The organism is Bradyrhizobium ontarionense (assembly GCF_021088345.1).
GTDB classification, from domain to species: domain Bacteria; phylum Pseudomonadota; class Alphaproteobacteria; order Rhizobiales; family Xanthobacteraceae; genus Bradyrhizobium; species Bradyrhizobium ontarionense.
In genome coordinates, this window is record NZ_CP088156.1 from 286,787 (window position 1) to 306,577 (window position 19,791).

At 61.0% G+C, this 19,791-nt stretch carries 8 protein-coding genes; 6 read left to right on the top strand and 2 right to left on the bottom strand.

The window, feature by feature from the left end; genetic code table 11:
* Positions 1-88 precede the first annotated feature (88 nt).
* Together LQG66_RS01105 and LQG66_RS01110 are read left to right on the top strand one after the other, a co-directional pair.
* Entirely contained in the window at positions 89-3,556 is a 3,468-nt protein-coding gene (locus tag LQG66_RS01105) for a non-ribosomal peptide synthetase (protein ID WP_231322462.1), read from the top strand.
* 73 nt (positions 3,557-3,629) lie between these two features.
* Positions 3,630-4,226, top strand: coding sequence for an NUDIX hydrolase (locus tag LQG66_RS01110; RefSeq protein WP_305879308.1), 597 nt, complete (start codon positions 3,630-3,632; stop codon positions 4,224-4,226).
* 61 nt (positions 4,227-4,287) lie between these two features.
* On the opposite strand, the gene LQG66_RS01115 is transcribed toward LQG66_RS01110, so the two are convergent.
* Together LQG66_RS01115 and LQG66_RS01120 are read right to left on the bottom strand one after the other, a co-directional pair.
* Positions 4,288-7,428 carry a non-ribosomal peptide synthetase gene (locus LQG66_RS01115; RefSeq protein WP_231322464.1) on the bottom strand — a complete coding sequence of 1,047 codons (3,141 nt, stop codon included), beginning with the start codon at positions 7,426-7,428 and terminating at the stop codon, positions 4,288-4,290.
* Positions 7,429-7,438: 10 nt separating this feature from the next.
* Positions 7,439-13,189 (bottom strand): type I polyketide synthase, encoded by a 5,751-nt coding sequence (locus LQG66_RS01120; RefSeq protein ID WP_256460599.1) that lies wholly within the window; start codon positions 13,187-13,189, stop codon positions 7,439-7,441.
* Positions 13,190-13,232: 43 nt separating this feature from the next.
* Between LQG66_RS01120 and LQG66_RS01125 the strand changes: the two genes are divergently transcribed.
* From LQG66_RS01125 to LQG66_RS01140, 4 genes are all read left to right on the top strand, one after another.
* Positions 13,233-15,152 carry a class I SAM-dependent methyltransferase gene (locus tag LQG66_RS01125; protein WP_231322468.1) on the top strand — a complete coding sequence of 640 codons (1,920 nt, stop codon included), beginning with the start codon at positions 13,233-13,235 and terminating at the stop codon, positions 15,150-15,152.
* Positions 15,149-17,731: a non-ribosomal peptide synthetase gene (locus LQG66_RS01130; RefSeq protein WP_231322471.1), complete on the top strand. Its 2,583-nt coding sequence runs from the start codon at positions 15,149-15,151 to the stop codon at positions 17,729-17,731. The genes LQG66_RS01125 and LQG66_RS01130 overlap by 4 nt, the downstream gene beginning before the upstream one ends.
* Entirely contained in the window at positions 17,724-18,470 is a 747-nt protein-coding gene (locus LQG66_RS01135; protein ID WP_231322475.1) for a thioesterase II family protein, read from the top strand. The genes LQG66_RS01130 and LQG66_RS01135 overlap by 8 nt, the downstream gene beginning before the upstream one ends.
* Before the next feature lie 298 nt (positions 18,471-18,768).
* Entirely contained in the window at positions 18,769-19,521 is a 753-nt protein-coding gene (locus tag LQG66_RS01140; RefSeq protein WP_231322477.1) for a DUF3102 domain-containing protein, read from the top strand.
* Positions 19,522-19,791 lie beyond the last annotated feature (270 nt).

Below are 19,791 nucleotides of genomic sequence, written 5' to 3' on the forward strand. Positions count from 1 at the left end.
CGGGCGCAATCCGTAATCCAGGAATCAAGGAGGGTGTGAAATGTGCTCACAACGTACCAATGCAAGCTCCAGGGATGTGAGTGAATCGGTGGCCGGCCATCGTGCTACGTATCGCGGTGATGCGCGGGTCAACAAGTCCGACGATCCGCCGCAAGGTGAGATCGAAACGATCCTCGGGGAAGTGTGGAGCGAGCTCCTCGGGCTGAAGAAACTCAACCGCCACGACAACTTCTTCGAGCTTGGAGGACACTCCCTTCACGTCGTTCGATTGCTCAATCAAGTGCACCAACTGTTTGGCGTGGAGCTGCCACTCGTCGCCCTGTTCAAGCAGCCGACGATTGCGGCATTGGCGCAGGCGATCGTTGACGAGAAGGCTCGTCATAGCCCCGTCACGGCGCCGGCCATCAGCGCTGTGCCGGCCGGCAAGGATCTGTCGCCGTCCTTTTCACAACAGAGGTTGTGGTTTCTCACGCGGCTCTACGATGCCGGCGCAAACTTGAACTTGCATCTGGTCAGGCATCTGGAGGGTCCGTTGGACAAGGCGGCGTGGCGCCGCAGCTTGAATCGCCTGTTCGAACGTCATGACGCACTTCGCTCGATATTTGTCGTTCATGACGGCTTGCTGTACGTCAATCTTCTGCCTGCGGATGCCGGGCTGCCAGTCGTGGAATACGATCTGAGAGATAGCGGGAAATCGCCCGAAGAGTTGGCGCGTCTCCTGCAACGGGAGCAAGCCGCGCCGTTCGATTTGATGTGCGGGCCGCTCATTCGCGGCACATTGATCCAACTTGCCGACGATCAACACGTCTTCCTGCTCAGTGTGCACCATATCGTCTTCGACGGATGGTCGATGAGCATATTGGTGCGTGAACTGAGTGCGCTGTACGAGGCATTCAGCCAGGGTCGGGATGACCCGTTTGCGCCGCTGTCGGTGCAGTTCGCGGACTATGCCGCGTGGCAGTCGCAGTGGCAGTCACTCAATCAGTTGCCAAAGCAGGCAGAATATTGGCGTAAAACGCTGGCCGATGCGCCGCCGTTCCTCAATTTGCCTACGGATCGTCCACGTCCGCCGCAGCAATCGTTCGCGGGTGCGGGAGTTCCGATCCGGATCGATGGCGAGTTGACGCAAAATCTCAAGCGGTTTGGCCAGGATCGTGGGATCACGCTGTTCATGACGCTGCTTGCCGCGTGGGCGATCGTGCTTGCCAGAGTGTCTGGCCAGGACAGCGTCATCATCGGAACGACGACGGCCAATCGCAAGCGCCCGGAAGTCGAGCCGCTGATCGGCTGCTTCATCAATGCTCTCGCCTTGCGCCTGAAATTGTCCAGTGGATTAAATATCGAGGACCTGCTGTCGCAGGTACGGCAAGTCACCCTGGATGCGCAATACAATCAGGATCTGGCGTTCGAGCAGGTCCTGGAATTGACGCAGCCGACCCGCCGACTGGATTGCACGCCGCTGTTCCAGGTGTTGTTCGACTGGCATAACGACGGGCGGGACACGTTCAAATTGCCCGGCATTCATGTCAAGGCGACGGAGTTTGTCACCAATCACGTGAATTTCGACCTGCACCTCGATCTATGCGAGGAGAAGGAGGGTGTCAGCGGTGTCCTACGCTACGCGACAGCGCTGTTCGATCGATCCACGATCGAGCGTCACGTCGGATACTTTCTGGCGGTCCTCAACGCCCTTGTCGCAAACGGCGCTGCGACGATGCCGATCGGCCAGCTCGATATTCTCTCCGCGTCCGAGCGGTCACTGATCCTGAACCGCTGGAATCAGACGGAAGGGGAGTATCCTGACGGTCGGTGTGTTCACCAACTGTTTGAGGAGCAAGTGGAACGGACGCCGGAGGCGACGGCGCTGATCCATGACGGCCCGAATATCACCTATCGCGAGTTGAACGAGCGGGCGAACCGGCTTGCGCACCACCTGATTGCGTGTGGGGTTGATGGTGATACCCGTGTCGCCATCTGCGTCGATCGAGGCCCAGGATTGGTGGTCGGATTGATCGGCATCCTCAAAGCCGGTGGTACTTATGTGCCACTTGCTCCGGACTATCCGGCGCAGCGCTTGCGCTACATGCTCGATGATTCCGGAGCTGAAGTCATCGTGACGCAAGGCGCTTTCAGGGAAAGGCTGGGCGAACATACGATCAAAACGGTTCTGATCGATGATGACAGCGGTGTCGTCGACGGGCGGCCGTCAACCAACCCGGCGTTGCGAACGACGCCCGATAGTCTCGCATACGTCATTTACACGTCTGGATCGACCGGCGCGCCGAAGGGAGTCATGGGGACCCATCGCGGCATTGCAAACCGGGTGCAATGGGATGCCGGTTCGGCGCATGAGGTGTACGTCCAGAAGACCACGCCAAACTTCATCGACGTGTTGTGGGAAATCTTCATGCCGCTCGTGCGCGGTCAGCGCGTGCTGATCGTTTCGGAAGCGGCAAGTAAGGATCCATCCCAACTGATTCCGATCCTGGCGAAACACAAGGTGACCAGAATTGTTCTGGTCCCGTCTCTGTTGCGCGCCTTAATGGAGAGCGGAACGGAGCTCGGAAGGCGCTTGCCGGATTTGCTGTACTGGGAGAGCAGTGGAGAGCCGTTGCCCCTGGCGTTAGCCAGGGAGTTCTGCGCTCAACATCCCAAGGCGAAACTTGTGAACGTCTATGGCGCATCGGAGTTCTGGGACGCCACATATTTCGTCGTTCAGGGCACGGAGGACGGCTCGGTGCCCATCGGCCAACCGATCCTGAATATGCGGGTGTACCTGCTGGACGAATACAAGCGGCCTGTGCCCGTTGGTGTGGTTGGAGAGTTGTATGTCGGAGGGGTGGGCGTCGCGCTTGGATATCTCGGTCGGCCGGAACTGACGGAGCAGCGCTTCTTTCCAGATCCCTTCTGCGAAGCCGCTGGAGCGCGGATGTATCGCAGCGGTGATCTGGCGCGGTATCTGCCGGACGGCACAATCGAGTTTGTCGGGCGCAACGACCAGCAGATCAAGATACGCGGGTTCAGGGTCGAGCTCGGCGAAATCGAGGCATGCCTGGTCCGGAACGCGGAGGTTCGCGAGGCGGTCGTGGTGTCGCGGGAGACGGCCCCGCAGGATGCGCGTCTGGTCGCGTATGTGGTTCCGGAAACCGTTGGCACCGACGATTTGGGAAAGCGCCTGTATGCACATTTGAGCGATGCGCTTCCCGACTACATGGTGCCGGCGGCGTTTGTCGAGTTGGCAGAGTTCCCGCTCACGCCTTCCGGCAAGGTCGACCGCATGGCGCTCCCGGCCCCGGATGGAAAGGCACATCTCTATCAAGCGTATGAGCCGCCGCTCGGTGATATCGAGAAAATCCTGAGCTCGGTGTGGATGGAGATCCTGGGTGTCGAGCGTGTCGGCCGGAACGACAATTTCTTCCAGCTGGGCGGAAATTCGCTTGCGGCCCTGAACGTGGTCAATCGCCTGCGTCGCGCAGGCGTCCATCTGAATATCCGGACCCTGTTCACGGCGCCGAGTCTGATGGCCTTGGCACTGGAAGCGAACCGGATAGTATGACGTTGGAACGAGGCGGCTGTGCCGGCACGGCGCAGCCGCCTCTTTGCGCGCGTCACAATGAGGTATCGGAATCATGTCGCTACGCAACAGGCGCCTTCAGAGCACCTTTGTGAGGCCGGAAAGCGTTTCCGAGAGCGTGGTCTATGAATCGCCTTGGCTGGTTGTGAGGAAGGTCGTGAAGGCCATGCCATCCGGGGCCGAAGCGGCCTTCTATCTCCGAGACGAGCCGGATGTTGTCGTGTGCCTTCCGTTTACGGAAAAGCAGACCTGCATCCTGGTCGAAGAGTTCAGGCATGGACCGGATCGTTCGCTGTTCGAGATACCCGGCGGAAACGTGGATCCGGGTGAATCGATAGTGAAAGCCGCGGAGCGGGAAGTCCTAGAGGAAACGGGATACGCTGGGGAGTCCGTTCATCTCGTTTCGACCTGGATTTCGGCATACTCGCGCGCGCGAAAGCATATTTTCCTGATGAGGAACGCCCGCCGGGTGAAAGAGCCCGATATCGCCGACTCGGAATTGTTGCGCGTCCTCGATGTGTCACTGGAGGAATTCGTGGGCGTGCTCAAAAGCGGCGAGCTCACGGATCTGGATGCCGGATTGTTGTGTCTGGAGTATTTGCGCGAAGGCTCTCCGCTCCGGGCGGAGCGCAGCCCGGCGAGTTCGCCGTAGCGATCCCGCTGCTGCAGAACTTTGGACGTAGGCTGACGCGGCCAGTACCCGGAGTGACGTGCTAACCGGGTCCAGCCATCTCCTTGACGCGACGCGCGAGGGAGGCAACGGTAGGAGCTTCGTAAGCGAGCCGGAGGGGAGCCTTGAACGAAAAGGCCTGTCCGAGATCGTGGATCATCCGCGATGCGATCAGCGAATGCCCGCCTATTCGGAAGAAGTTGTCGTTGACGTCGAAGCTGCTATTGCCGAGCAGCTTGACCCAGATGGTGCGGATACGTTCCGTGACGTCGTCGCGATCGCCGCCGACCCGCGTAACCCGGGGAGCTTCGACCGGTCTTGGCAAGGCGGCATGGTTCACTTTCGCATTGTTCGTCCGGGGAATGGCGTCCAGCGATACGATTTTGTTGGGCACGCATTGCTGTGGCAGCATCTTCCGGAGATGCTCGTCCAGGGCATTTTCGTCGACGGACGTCGGGGCCTTCGGCACGACATAGGCGACCAGAAACTGTGAGCCGGCGCTGTTGTCGAAGACGTCGGCGATGGCTTCCTTGAAGAGCCCACTGGCTATGAGTGCGGCTTCGATCTCGCCCAGTTCGATGCGCACGCCGCGGAGCTTGACCTGCCGGTCGACGCGGGAGCCGAAGGCGAATCTCTCGCAGTCGATCCAGCGTCCACGATCGCCGGTTTTGTAGAAAATTCGTTCTCCTCCGTGTTCGGGCAGATCCAGCGGTACGAACCGTTGAGCCGTCAAGTCCGCACGATCATGGTAGCCCACCGCCAGGCCGCTGCCGCCGATATGGATTTCCCCGTCGACGCCTCTGGGGACGAGCCGTCCCTCCTCGTCGAGGATTACGATCTGGGTGTTGGCGAGAATCCCACCCAGCGGCTCCGATCCATTATAAGTCCCCGTTCCAAGGGACTCTGCCGCCGCGGACCAGATCGTCGTCTCGGTTGGTCCGTACATGTTGAACAGGGAGTCGACCCGTGTGAGGAGATCGGACGCCAGCGAGGTGGGGAGCCGCTCGCCGCCGCACCAGGCGCGCAGGCCGCGACGCCCCTCCCATCCCGAGTCGATGAGCATCCGCCATGTCGAAGGCGTCGCCTGCATGACGGTCGCGCAGGTCGAGGCGAGAAGTGCGATCAAGGCGTTCGGATCGCGCGCCTCCACGTCCCTCGCCATGATGAGGGTCCCGCCGGTGACGAGAGGCAAGAACAGTTCAAGGGTGGCGATGTCGAAGCTGATCGTGGTCAAGGCAAGGAACTGATCCGCGCTGTCAAACCCCGGATTGATTTCGATGGCCAAGAGCAGGTTGGTCAGGGCGCGGTGGGAAATCACGACTCCCTTGGGCGTGCCGGTGGAGCCGGAAGTATAGATGACATACGCGGTGTGGTCGGGACCTGGACCCTTCGGGAGGGGCGCTGCGCCGGCCTCCACCTCGCCAAGTCGGTCTATCAGCAGTCGGTGGGAGAACGCAGGCAGAGTGCCGGTGAGCGTGCTGTGCGTGACCATCAGCTCGGCACCGGAATCGCGCAGCATGAAGGCCAGGCGATCGATCGGATAGCCGGCATCGAGTGGCAAATACGCGCAGCCGGAGGCAAGGACAGCCAGCAGCGTTGCGACGAGATCGACCCCTCGTGGAAGGGCGACGGCGATGATCCCTCCCGGAGGAAGCGCGAGGTGGCCGGCTATCTCATCGACCCGACGGGACAGCTCCGAATAGGTCAGTGTCGTGTCGCCAGCTCGCAGGGCGATGGCTGTCGGCCGAAGGGCTGCGCTACGCCGAAATCGTTCGACGACGGTAGCATGCCCGATTTCGTGGACGGGTCCGCGTCCCGACGCGATCAATCGGTCTCGCTCCTCGGGTGACAGCATCTCCAATTTGTCGATCGCGCCGTTTGGGGACGCCAATGCAGCTTCTACGATCGCCATATAGTGCTTGGTGAACTGCTCTATGAAAGCCGCGTCGTATCGTTCCACCGCATATGTGACGGCGAGTTCGAGCGTTTCGGCGTGCCGCGTGAATTCCACGGCCACTCCCGTCCAGTTGGCGGTCTTGTCGACGGGGCATGCGCGCACGGAGAGATCGCCGGCGCGGTCGGCCGTCGACGGAAAGTGATGGTAGGCAAACCAGACCTGGAACAACGGATCGTGGCTCAATCCCTCCGCCGGCCGCACCAACTCGACCAGTTTCAGGAACGGAAAGCCCTGGTGCTGGCGTGCGCCGAGAACGATCCCGTCAAGCTCGGTCACGGCCTCCCTAAACGTCGGAGAACCATCGAGCCGGTACCGCAAAAGGACATCGTTGACGAAAAAGCCCACCAGATCTTCGATCTCGACTTGGTCGCGTCCGGCCATGGGCGTGCCGATGACGAGGTCTCGACTTCCCGTGTACCTGTTGAGGGTGATGAAAAGCGCGGTCGCCAGCAAGCAGAATGGCGTCGACCGAAGGCCTCGCGCGCATTGCTCCAGTGCGGCCAGGGTGCCGGCTCCCAGGGTGGCGCGAAGCGTGGCCGATCTGTAAGTCGGCTCGGGGGCGGAGCGGAGTGTCGGGGGAAGGTCGATCGGAGGAGGCACGCCGTCCAGCGCCTGTCGCCAATAGTCGCTCAGCTTCTCCAGGGCTCCTCCATCCTCCAGCCAGCGCCGCTGATGAACGGCGAAGTCGCCAAACTGGATGGCGAGATCCGCCAGTTCGACCGGCTGGCGCCGGATCGCGGCCCGGTAGAACGCGAGCAGGTCGCGCCTCAGGATGGTCAGCGACCATCCGTCCGTGATGATGTGATGCATCACGATGAGCAGAACATGATGATCGGCTGACTTGCGTGCCAGCGTGGCCGCGATCAGCGGCCCCCGCGACAAGTCGAACCTGGTCGACATGGACAGGGCGCGCAGGGCGTCGATCCTGGAGCGCTGCTCCTGCGCATCATGCCGTTCGAAATCGTTGTAAGACAGGGTTACAGGCGCCGGCTCGACCACCACCTGGTATGGTAGCCCTCCCTCGCTGCGGAAGATCGTTCGCAAGGATTCGTGCCGGACCACCAGCGCGTTGAGGCTGGATTGCAGGCAAGGCACGGAGAGCGGGCCGTCAAGCTCAAGCTCCAGCGGGACGTTGAAGATCGGCCGCCCTGGATCGAGTTGATCGAGCAGCCAGAGTCCTTGTTGGCCGTGGGTCGCGGGAAACGTCTGCTGGCTATCAACGCTCATTCGTATCTCGTCACGCTGTGGTCGCTAGGGGATGGGCGGCGCTTTCGAGCCTGAGACGATCGAGGGCCTCGAGCATCTCCAGGATTTCGTCCTCGTTCGGCATGAAATCGATCAGGCACGCAATTTCATTCACGCCCGCCTGCCGCAGACGCTGGACTTTCCTCACGCAACTTTCGACGGTTCCCACGAGCCCCGTTATTTCCCGGATTCGGTCGAACGCACGGTCGGCAAGTTGCCGGATGTCGGCTTCGGACGCGGTCTCGAAGTCCTCGCCGCCGATGCCCTGGGCGTTGCTGGACTGCAGCAACATGTTGGATCGGACATACTCCGTGTAGCCGGCCTTGGCCTTCGTCAGAACAGTCGGCTCATCGTCTCCGACATAGGTATGCTGCATGAGCGTAACCTTGGCGCCCCGCGGATCGCGTCCCGATGCGACATAGGCCTGACGATAAGCTGCGATGTTCTTTTCCAGATCGTTCATCGACTGATGCAGCAGGGCCGTCAGCACGTTGAAGCCCAATTTCCCGGCCGTGACGAATGAATCCGGTGATTCTGCGGTCAGCCAGATCGGCAGCTCCTTCTGCGTCGGTCTCGGAAATGTCCGCGTTGTCACATTGCGGTTCGCGCCGTTGACCGCGGCTATGGTCTCGCCGCGCCAAAGCTTTTGAACGACCTCAATGCCTTTTAGCATCATGTCCTTGCGCTTTTGATGTGCGTCTGGCGCCAGAACGAAGTCGTTGACGTGCCAGCCCGAGCCGAAAGCGATCGCTGTGCGGCCGCCGGACAGATTGTCGACCATCGACCATTCCTCGGCGACGCGAACGGGATGGTGAAGAGGCAGGATGACGCTTCCGGCGCGGATTCCAACACGGGAGGTGGTGGTGGCAAGAGCTGCGCCTGTGATCGCCGGGTTGGCGTAAAGCCCGCCGAAATTGTTGAAATGACGCTCCGGCGTCCAGATGGCCTCAAAGCCTCTCTCGTCGGCAAATCGCGCGCAGTTCATCAGCAAATCGTATTTGGAGCGCCCTTGCGAGCTGTCGCAAGCCGAGAAGAAGAACAGGCTGAATCCCAGGGGTGTGAGGGTCTCGTCCGAGTTCAGCCAGTTAGGGGACAATTGCGGCACGCTGGCACTCTGCAGCCTCGCGACGCGGGTGATCGTTGGTGCTGCCAGCGAAGGCGCCTGCTGGTATGCGCCGTCCTTCAGCGCCTCGCTTATGCCTGCAATGGTCGGCGCCGCCATGAAGTCGCGGAGGCTGAGGTGCTTGCCGGTCTCCTTCCGCAAGCGGGCAAGCAGCTTTGTCGCCACGAGCGAGTGACCGCCGAGCGAAAGGAAGTCATCTCGAATGCCGATCGTCGCGACGCCCAGGACTTGCTCCCAAATTCGGGCAATCTGACGTTCGAGGTCGTTCCGGGGGGCGACGTAGTCGGCACGTCCTTCGGATTGAACATGCGTCGGCTTTGTTGCCGCAAGCTCGTGCAGGGCATGACCGATCCGGTCCTGCTCCGAATGCAGATGCCGCTCGACCACGGTCTGAAAATCGTCGACCGAGATGATGACCTGGCGCAGGCCGGTGGTCACCGCGAGTTCGAAAGCCTCCGCTCCTTCGCGTGGCGAAATTGCACCGGCCAGCGTTCGCTCGCGCCAGTCCTTGAGCTCCTGGGGAACGACGGTGTCGACCGCCATCCCGACGTCTTTCCACGCCCCCCAATTCAGCGAAACGACATGCGTGTAATCGAGGCCGGCCGTCGCCATCGCATCGAGAAACGCGTTGGCGGCGCAATAGTCGCTCTGTCCAACGCGGCCGAGCACGGAGTTATGGGAGGAGCAGAGCGCAATGAATTTGGGCGACGCCGCCCGAAGGACGTCGGCGAGAACGAGGGCGCCCTGCGTCTTCGGCCTGAGGACAGCGAGGGCCTTGGTCGTGGAAAGCGTGGACAGCAGGCTGGATCCGGGAAGGCCGGCGGCATGGATGGCGCCATCAATGGTGGAGAAACGGGCGATCGCTGCCTGGACGACCTCACCCATCGCGCGGGCGTCGGAGGTGTCTGCACAGCAGGTCGTGACATCCGCGCCGAGCTTCCTCAGGTCCAGCACGGATCGTATTCGCTTGCATACGCGATCGTTGGGATCGCGCTCCGCGAGGAGCCGCTCCCAGGTGGCCGGTTCGGGCAGTCCTTCTCTGCCTGTGAGGATCAAATTGGCTCGATAGTTGCGGGCGAGGTACGTCGCGATCGACAGGCCGATCCCGCCGAGTCCACCGGTGATCAGATAGGTGCCGCCGTCTCGCAGGCGGAGATCTTCGCGGACTGTTTTTGGAATCGGTTCGAAGAAGGGAACGTAAACATCCTCCCCGCGCAACGCCACAACGTCGCCGAGTGAGGGAGCCAGGGCAGCTCGAACGGCGGCTGCGATGGAGAAGCGTCCGGCGGGCAGGTCGACGAGCCGGCTTCGCGCATGGGGATATTCTTGCGGGATGACCTTGATCGGTCCCTGCAACAGCGCTGCGTTGGGCGACACGTCATCGCCAGGCACGACACCAAAGAGCTGACGCGAAAAAGCGACGACGGACGGGGGATCGTCGGCTCCGTCCACGAACGCCGCGCTCAGATTCAAGAGTGTGTTGAAGCCGAGCTCGACTGTCCGGTCGTGCGACGCCGTCTGGTCGGTGATCAGCCACGCATGAAAGATCGCGCTGAGCCTGACGCCGCGTGCCGCCAGGAGCTCGTCAAGCTTGCGACAGGCATTTTCCTCGGATGGGTCGACGGTAATCTCGGCGCCGTCGTCCCGAAACGCCGTGCCCGGTGTGACCTTGACGGTTTCCCAGCCATGTTGTCGAACCTCTCGCTCGAGCGCGACGCCGAATGCATTCTGGTTGGCAAGGATCAGGACCGTCCCCTGGCCCGCCGGCGTTGCCGGCAAATCGTCGAGTTTGGCTGGGCGCCAGGCCTGCTGATACAGCCAGCGGTCAACGGCGCGGCGCTCGATCGCAGCAGGCGGCCGATCGTTCGCATCGGTCGCGTCATATCGCGGCGGATCGAAAGAATGGCGCGTGCGCTCGAAAGACGTGAGGGGAAGAGCCACGCGCCGCGAAGTGCTTCTGTCACGCCATGCGTCCCATTTGATCGGGACACCAGTCGTCCATAGTCTCGCGACTGACCGAGCCAGCCTGTGCGCCACGGGCAGATCGTTCGATCCGTCCATTGCGGGTATGATCGCCTTGGAGGTGTGCTTCTGGTCGTTTCGTTGGGCGAGGCGCGAAAGCGTGGCGTCGGGACCGATTTCCAGAAACACCCGCCCGGGCTTTTCGAGCGCCGTCATGATGGCTTGCTGAAAGCGAACCGGCTGTCGCAGTTGGAGCGTCCAATAGTCGGCGTCCATGAGATCCCCGGGGGGGACGATCATTCCAGTCACGGTGGAAATAACGGGCACCTTGGCAGGCGAGAACGCGACCGCCGAGGCGCACGCCCGGAATTGCGACAGGATCGGTTCGACGAGGGCGGAATGAAATGCGCGAGACGTCTGCAATCTGGCAAAAGGCAAGTCGGCGTTTTCGGCGGAAGCTGCGAGGGCGTCGATTGCGGCCGGGTGACCCGACACGACAACCGAGTCAGGCGCATTGAAAGCGGCGATGTTGCAGCCGGGACCCAAAAGGCGACGGGCCTCCTCAATTCCCAGGGCGAGTGCGAGCATTGAACCTTCGCCCGTCGACTTGAGCAGCCGCCCACGCTCGACGAGCAAGTTCAATGCATCCTTGAGCGCCAAAATCCCCGCGAAGTGAGCCGCCGCATACTCCCCGACGCTGTGTCCGATCAGGAGAGAAGGGCGCACGCCGAGGTCAGTGAAGCGGCGAGCCAGCGCATATTGGAGAATAAAGAGCGCGGGCTGGGCGATGCTGGTGTCGAGGAACGTAAGCCGTGCCTTCTCGCCCGTCGCGAACAGAACCAGCCTGATGTCGTCCTTGATACTGTCGGGGAGCAGGGAGACTGCGGTCTCGACAGCCTCGGCAAATGCGGGGTCGCTTCGCGAAAGGCCCCGCGCGATTCCTGGGATCTGGACCCCTTGGCCTGGAAACAGGAATACCACGTCGGGCGCGGTGGGGTCGGCGGCTCCTTCGACGGTGTCTTCGCCGAGAAAATTGGGGGCTGCGCCTTCGCGCGTGACGATCGCCCGTCGATGCGTGAACGCCGTGCGACCGCTTTGAAGCGTATACGCAATGTCCGAGAGAGGCCCGGACGAGTTCTGAACATGCTGCGAAAGGCGGTGCAGCGTTTGATCGAGGGTCGATCGCGAACGCGCCGAAATGGGAAAGATCTCAGTCTGCATGTCGCGCTCGATCGGCTGGTGCAGCTGTGGCGCCTCTTCCAGGACGACGTGTGCGTTGGTGCCTCCCAGGCCGAAGGAACTGACCCCGGCTCGTCTTGGACCGCCGGTCGATTGCCACTCACGCAGCTCCGTGTTGATGATGAAGGGTGAAGCGTCCGACAGCGGCAAAGCGGGATTCTGCTTTCGAAACAGAGCGAGGGGAGGGATCTCGCGCCGTTCCAGCATGAGGATGGTCTTGATGAGGCCGGCAATACCCGCAGCCGCGCTCAAATGCCCGATATTTGGTTTGACGGAACCAAGCACGCAGAACGCATTCTTCGCCGTGTAGCTCCGGAAGACCTGCGTGAGCGCAGTCACCTCGATCGGATCGCCAAGTTGCGTTGCCGTTCCGTGGCATTCGATATAGCCAACGGTCTCCGGATCGATCGCGGCATTCTCAAGCGCCATCGCAACGACGTCGGCCTGTCCGGTCACGCTGGGCGCCGTGAAGCCGGCGCGGAGGCTGCCGTCATTATTGACAGCGCCGCCTTTGATGACGGCGCGAATTCGGTCGCGGTCGCGGATGGCGTCCGCCAGCCGCTTGAGCACGACAATTCCGACGCCGTCGCTGAAAACCGTGCCCGAGCTGTCGACATCGAAGGTGCGGCAATGGCCGTCGCTTGACAGAATACTGTCTTCGCTGAACTGGTACCCGGCCTTGAGCGGATAGGAGACGCGTACGCCGCCCGCGAGAACGACGTCGTTTTCAAAGTTCTGAAGGCTTTGAATCCCGAGCACGACCGAAACGAGGGATGTCGAACAAGCGGATTGGACGTTGACGCTCGCGCCGCGCAAACCGAGCTTGAACGAAACCCTGGTCGTAAGATAGTCTTTGTCGTTTCCCGTCAGAAAATCGATCTCGTCCAGATCCTGCGCATCATAGGGAGTGCCGGCCTTCAGGCCGAACGCATAAGTGTTGAATCGCGCTCCGCCGTACACGCCAACGAGAGCGTCGATATTCCGCGGATCGTATCCGGCGTCTTCCAGCGCGTGCCATGCGCACTCGAGGAACACCCGTTGCTGCGGGTCGATCGATTTTGCTTCAGCAGGGGCGTAGCCGAAAAAGCCGGCATCGAATGCGTCTGCGTCCGCGATGATTCCCTTTGCCCGAACGTAGTTGGAATCTTTCAGTCGTCGAGGATGAACGCCATTAGCGACGAGCTCTTGATCCGAGAAGAAGGAAATGCCTTCACGGCCTTGCCGGATCAGTTGCCAGAATTCATCGAGGTCGGACGCGCCGGGAAACCGACCGGCCATTCCAACCACGGCTATGTTATTGGGCGAAGAAACGTCGCTATCACTTGACACCTTGAATCCCTCTTTCAGGAGCACCTCTGCGAATGCGGAGTCGAACTGACGTTGCGCGAAATCGAGAGGTCGTTGACAGCGACTAAGCATTGTATACTCTAATTCAGGTTGTCAACATTGCGCTGATATCGAAATGAGTGTCATCAGATCCGACGCAACTTCCGTAAATTTTTCGCGGCGACTCGCTAACAATCCGCACATCTATCAGTGGCTGAATGGAATCGCTGTGATTCCGATATGGCACGCGCTTCATCAACTCGATGTCCTTCCGTTGCTGCGGCTTGGTGATGGCGAAGAGCGCCTGAGATTCAGAAATTTTCTGAAACGCGTTCAGGAAAAACACCCGGCGATGCGCGCGGGATGTTTGCTCGGCGCGTTTCGCACGCTGACATTCCAGGGATGGTTGTCGCTCGAAGATTGCGGGCTTGACACGCGCCTGGAGTTGACGCGCGAAGGCACGATGGCTCTCGCGCTGCTCGATCGGACTGCGACGACGATTTCGATTGCCATTGCCGAAATTGCGTGGTTGTCGCGGCTCCCGGATATCGTTGTCAACGCGAATGAGTCCGGCGTCGCGAATTGCACGGCTGCAATTCGGAATCTCGCCGAGCTGTCTTCCGCCGGCTGGGAGCTTCTACCGACGTCCGACGACGATCAGGATGCGGTCTCTGTTCAGATAGCCCGCTATGTCGATGCACTTATATTGTGTCCCGTCCTCGTTCTCTTCGCCCGGCCCGGGCTGCTGGGCGAATTGTCGGTCTTTGAAATGATTAAAGGTCGTCCTGGAGCGGACTGGCCGCTTCAATCGTACGCGGAACCGCTTGGCTCGCTGCTGACGGCGATGCTCGAATTTCTGCAGGATCAAGGCGTTGTCGTCTCGGACGACGAGGGCTGGAGCCTGACTGACGAAGGCAAGTCGCTGGCGTCAGAGGCGGCCAATTTCGGTGTCGTGACGTCATATCTCAATACGTTCGCTCATTTCAGGGACTATCTGGCGGGCGCAAGCGACGTGTTCGATGTCGATCTGGACGAGCATGTGGACCGCGCGTTGAATATCTGGGGCAGCAGCGGATCAACCACGGCCAAAGCCATCCGTCAGAACATCTGCGAGTGTGTCCTGACGACCTTGTTTGACGAGCTGCCGCTGGATGAGCAGCCGCTTGGCATTGCGGATATGGGATGCGGAGACGGGCGCGCTCTCGCGGAGTTCGCCGAATTTGTCATCGAAGGGACGCAGCGCGGCAAAAATCTCGCGTCGCACCCGCTGCATCTCGTCGGCGCAGACATCAGCCCGATCTCACGCGCGGCCGCTTCGCGAAACCTGAAGAGGTTCGCCGGGCGCAAGGGCGTCATGACGGCCGTCATCGAGGGCGATGTTTCGGATCCGTCGGCCTTCGATCGGGCGCTTCGATCCCTACATTGGGATGAGGGCCGCGCGAATGCGTCGAGTTTCCTGCATACCCAGTTGTTTCTCCTGCATGATCGGCGCCGTCTGATCGATGATTGCGAGCAGGCTTCCGAGGAGTTGAATATCGCGATCAGCCGGACATCCCCATTTGCGATCGAGGATGCAATTTCGTCTGTCGGGAAAGACATTCCGCCGCCGCCCTGGTCCGAGAGCGAATCCGGCAAGGTCGGCGCCGAAATCGTCAATGCCTTCACGACGTCGTGTTGCGATCGAGGCGAGCTCGTTCCGGCGGTCGTGGTGGGAGCAGACTTGATTGCGTTGCTCGAGCGTTGGCGTTCATACGCGCCGTTCGGCATCGTCATCGTCGAGCCTCATGTTCCCAGACTGGACGAGATCAACGGCTCGAATCGCGATCGAACCCAGGTCGATCCCGCGCCCGCGGTATGGGGCGTTCACTTTCCGTCGAATCAATTCTTGATGCCGTTCGTGGAGTTCGAGCTCGCTTTGTCCCTGGCGGGATTCTCGACAGTGGAACGATGGAACAGCGCGACTGGAGGTCTCAGCATGACGTGGTCCGTGAGCAGCGAGCTCGTCTATCGAACGGTCGCGATGCCGTCGGCATTGGTTCTGGAGCACGGCCTATGATCGGCGCTCTCGCCGGGCTCACGGCATCTCGCGCGCTTCGGCAGTCATGGCTTCGGCGTTTGGGGGGGCACGATGAAGTCGCCTCGATACCGACGGATTATCGCGAAAATGGCCGACAGATAAGTATAGCCGAGCTGGAGATCCCGTTCTCGGATGCCTGTCAGCGCCGATTGGCCCTTGCCCGGGCGGTTGATCCGTCGCCCGTGGAATCGCTTCTGGCTACTGCGATCATCTTGGCGGTGCAGGCTCGGCTGTCGGGGACGATTGTCATTGGCGTGCCGCCGTTGTCGGAGAAGGCGGGCGTTGCAGGAGACGTGCTGCCAATTCTCGTCCCGTTCGAGCCGGATCAGACGTTCGAGGCGACATGGCAGGCGACCTATCGCGCGCTGATGGGAGCCTATGCGAGAGCGAATGCCGGCTCTCAAGGCTCGCTGAAGCAGATGCTCGCGGCGGAAACCCAGATCCGGCGGGTCGATCTTCTCCTGGCGTTTGACGACCGCTGTGCCGCGGCGAATGAGGGAGGATGGCCGCTCGAGGTCCGGGTGAGCTGGCAGGGGGAACGTCACTCGGCGACGCTGCTGTATCGAACCGATCTCTTCGCAAGGTCCACGGCGGCCGACCTGAGCAGAGACATCGGGGTTGCTCTGGATCGGCTGTTGCGATTTCCCCATGTTCGCGTGAGGGACAACGAGTTTGCGGCGTTCGAGGCTGCTCTCTTGGGCGAGCCGCTATCTCTGGAGTCGCGAGGAATCTTCGAGCGATTTTCCGATGTGGCCAGGCAAAGGCCGGACGCCTGCGCGCTGGTCTATCAAGACGAGAAGGTAACCTATCGGCAGTTCAGCGATCGTGCGGACCTCTTCGCGGCCGGGTTGGCGTCCAGGGGCGTGGACGAAGGGGCTACCGTCGCGCTGCATTTGCGGCCGGGCCTCGATCTGATCACGTGCGTGATCGCGGCACATCGTATCGGCGCGGTGTACGTCATGCTGCCGTTCGACTATCCGGCGCTGCGCTTGAACGAGATTGTCGCGGACACTCGCGCCGCCCTGGTCGTCACCGACAGCCCGGGTTCGGTGCCCGACATCTGGCCGACGGTCGTCTCGTCGGAGCTCGCGCGGCCGCAGCAACGTCATCTGGCGCCGGCGTCGAAATCTCAGGGGCGCTTCAGCGTGTTTTACACCTCTTCCTCGACGGGGAGGGCGAAGGGGGTCGTGCTGCTGGAATCTGCTCTCCTCAACCGGCTGTCCTGGATGTGGAAGCATTTTCCGTTCGCGGCCGACGACAAGATCTTGCTGCAGAAATCGCCCGCCGTCGTCGGAGCGCTCTGGGAGCTCTATGGCGGGCTGCTGGCGGGCATATGCACCGTCATCGCCGATCCACAGGACATCACGGATCCCGACAGGTTCGCAGCTTTCGTCCGGAAACATCAGATCACCCGTATTGCGGGATCGCCCCCGGTCCTGGAGAATCTGCTGATTGGCGATGGCGCCGGCAACGGCATGAAATCGTCTTTGCGGATCGTGTACTCGAGCGCCGACGCGCTGACGCCGCAATTGGTGCAGCAGTGGCATCAGAAATTTCCAAGGACGCAGCTCCTGAATCTCTATGGTTCGACGGAATGCTCGTCGAATGCCACCTGGTTCGATTCCATGGACCTCCATCCCCATCAGGACCGGGTCCCGATCGGAAAGCCGATCGCAAATGTACGGCTGTACATTCTCAATCACGATCTGGCGGTCGTTCCCCTTGGCGGGATCGGCGAACTGTGCGTTTCCGGTGCGTGCCTTGCAGACGGATATCTCGACCGGGATAGCTCGTCTCAAGACAAATTCATCGACAATCCGTTCGCGGCAGCGGACGGCCGGCATCGGGTCCTTTACCGCACGGGCGACCGCGCACGCATGAACGGGCACGGGCACGTCGAGTTGCTCGGCCGGATGGACCACATGATAAAGCTTCGCGGCTTTCGCATCGCCCTGGGGGATGTCGAATTCGCCTTGAAGGCTCATCCAAAGATCAGGGACGCCATCGCGTTTGTCACCGAATCCTCGGTGCGCCGGCGCGCTCTGCACGCCTTCTATTGCGCCGATGAGCCGCTCAGTCGTGGTGTGTTACGGGCCTATCTTTCAGCGCGCATTCCGAGGTTCATGATTCCAAGTGCGTTTTCGCGCCTCGACGAGTTCCCCATGACGAAATCCGGCAAGGTGGACAGGCGCGCCTTGAGCGCGGTCATTGCTCACCCCGCCGCGATGCCCAACATGGACTTTCGTTCGCAGCAGGGACTGGAGCAATTGATCCGGCTTCTCTGGCAGGAATATTCCGGCACCGATGATGTCGAGCTCGACGACAGGATCATGGATGTCGGGATCGATTCCCTCGCGATCGTCGATATCCGGGGTCAATTGCAGAGAATGACCGGCTGCAAGCTCGAGCTGTCCGATTTCTTTCAGTTTCCGACCCCGCGCACATTGGCGGCGAGAATCCTGAATGGGGTCGATGAGGGAGCCAGCGTGGCCAGTGCCCGTTCGCGGGCCGCCATGCGCCGTGTCGCACGGAATGGAGAACGCGGGCTTCATGGATAGTTCGGACAGTTGGCTCGCGACCGAATGGCTTCAGGACGAAACGAGCGCAGAGGTTTGTCTGGTTTGCCTTCCTCATGCCGGAGCAACTCACGCCGTATTCGAGGGATGGGTCCGGTTCTTTGCGCCGGAGATCGACATTGGCGCGATTTGCCTGCCCGGACGAGGTGTGCGCTTTGGCGAACCCGCGTGCGACACGATGCAGGAACTGGTGGGACGTCTCGCACGGGCTCTTCATGATCGGCAGAACCGCGCGCCGCTGGCCATATATGGCGAGTGCACCGGGGCGCTCATCGCTACGGCGTTGGTCGACGAACTGGCGAAGACCTACGGAGAGAAAGTCGCCCACCTTTTCGTTGCCGGCTATCCGCCCCCGGGACATGCCTCGGGAAAACTGCACGCCCTGGCGCCGGACGCGTTCAGGGACGAGGTTCTCGGCCTCGGATTCATTCCGCCGGAGCTCGCTGCGAATCCACAAACCATCGAATTTTTCCTGCCGCAGATACTGGCCGATTTCAGGATTTGCGAGCTGTTCGAAGGCGCGGATCTGCTGCTCGATTGTCCCATCACGGGCCTGATCGGCATGGAGGATCGGCTCGATCCGGTCGTCTTCGAGAGGTGGGCCGGAGTTACGCGAGGACCATGGAATTGCGTCACCGTTCCCTATGGCCATTTGTTGGCAGCGGATCCGAATTGCGTCGTCAGACCTGCCATCAAGCGAAGTATCCTGGACAGGCATTAGGAAGAGCCGCGTGGAGCGCGAGCCCGTCAAAGACGCGCTCAGGCGGCTTGCACGACATCCCTCGAATTGTCGTCGTCAAACGGCTGCGCCCGGAAAGCAGGCGACCGTCTGCAGCTTTCGAGTCCATTTTTAATAGATGAGATGGGCAAGGATCCAGCTCGCGGATTCATCCGACCGAAAATGAGGCCATTCCTTAAAGTGGACATATTGAATCTGAACAACTTAAGAGCGAAGTGCGAGAGCAAGACCGCGCCTACGTTGGTTCTAACCAGTAGTACGACTGATCGAGGACAAAGACATGAGTAGCCGAGCAAGCGTCAATGTTAAGTCGAATGTCGATAGCGATGCTAACTGCCCGAACGAGCGTTTTGACTACAGCAGTGTATCGCCGTCGCTGGCCAAATTTCTAAAGGGACAAGCGGAACGGATACAGCACCAGTGCGTGACCTCGATCATCCAAATCGGGAAATCGCTGGTTGAAGCCAAGCGGCACCTGTCACACGGTGCCTTCCTCCGGTGGGTGCAATACGAGGTTCATCTTCCCGTGCGCACGGCTCAGGCGTACATGCGGGTTGCGAGCTGGGCCTCAAACAAACGCGCAACGGTTGCGCATTTGACTCCGACGGTGCTCTATCTGCTCTCGGCGCCGAGCACGCCCGAGGACTTCTCGGCGGAAATCCTTGCTCAGGTCGAAGCCGGGGAGCCGATTGCACCTTCGGCCCTGCGCAAGGCGCTGAAGGTGCGGCGAATGCAGGAGCGCGCCGGCGGCCAGAACGATCTCGAAGCCGTGTTGATGTCGGGTGTCGGACGGTCGGACTCGATCGGCTCCGAAACCTGCAGAGGTTCCAGCGAATTGACCGAATTCGTCGAGATGCTGTCGACACGGCTGTCCGCGATGGAGTTCGAGCGGGTGCAGCAGATCATGACCAGCACGACGGTGCTCAACGATCCGGAACTGCCGAACAAGCTTCGGCGTGCGTTTGAAAATCCGCCACCATTCCTGCGCACGGCGGCCAATGTCGAGCTGATCGAGCTCGTCCCACGGATGTGAAACGGCGAGCATCGGACGGCCGGTTGATCGAGCGACCGCGGCTTGCAGAATTCCAGATCGCCTTCGGGGCTGGGACTTCGTAGCTGGCAAATCGGTTCATCGAGATGCCGGCCGTCCTTTTTTGGTGTTCCGGTTTTCCTGATCAAGCCGTGATCTCGGACTGCGCTGTCGAAACTGAGCGCGATCATGCGGATAGGCCAGCACCATCAGCGACAGCGATGGTTGACAAAGCCAAAGCAGAAGGGCGCGACCCAATAGATGGGAATTGTG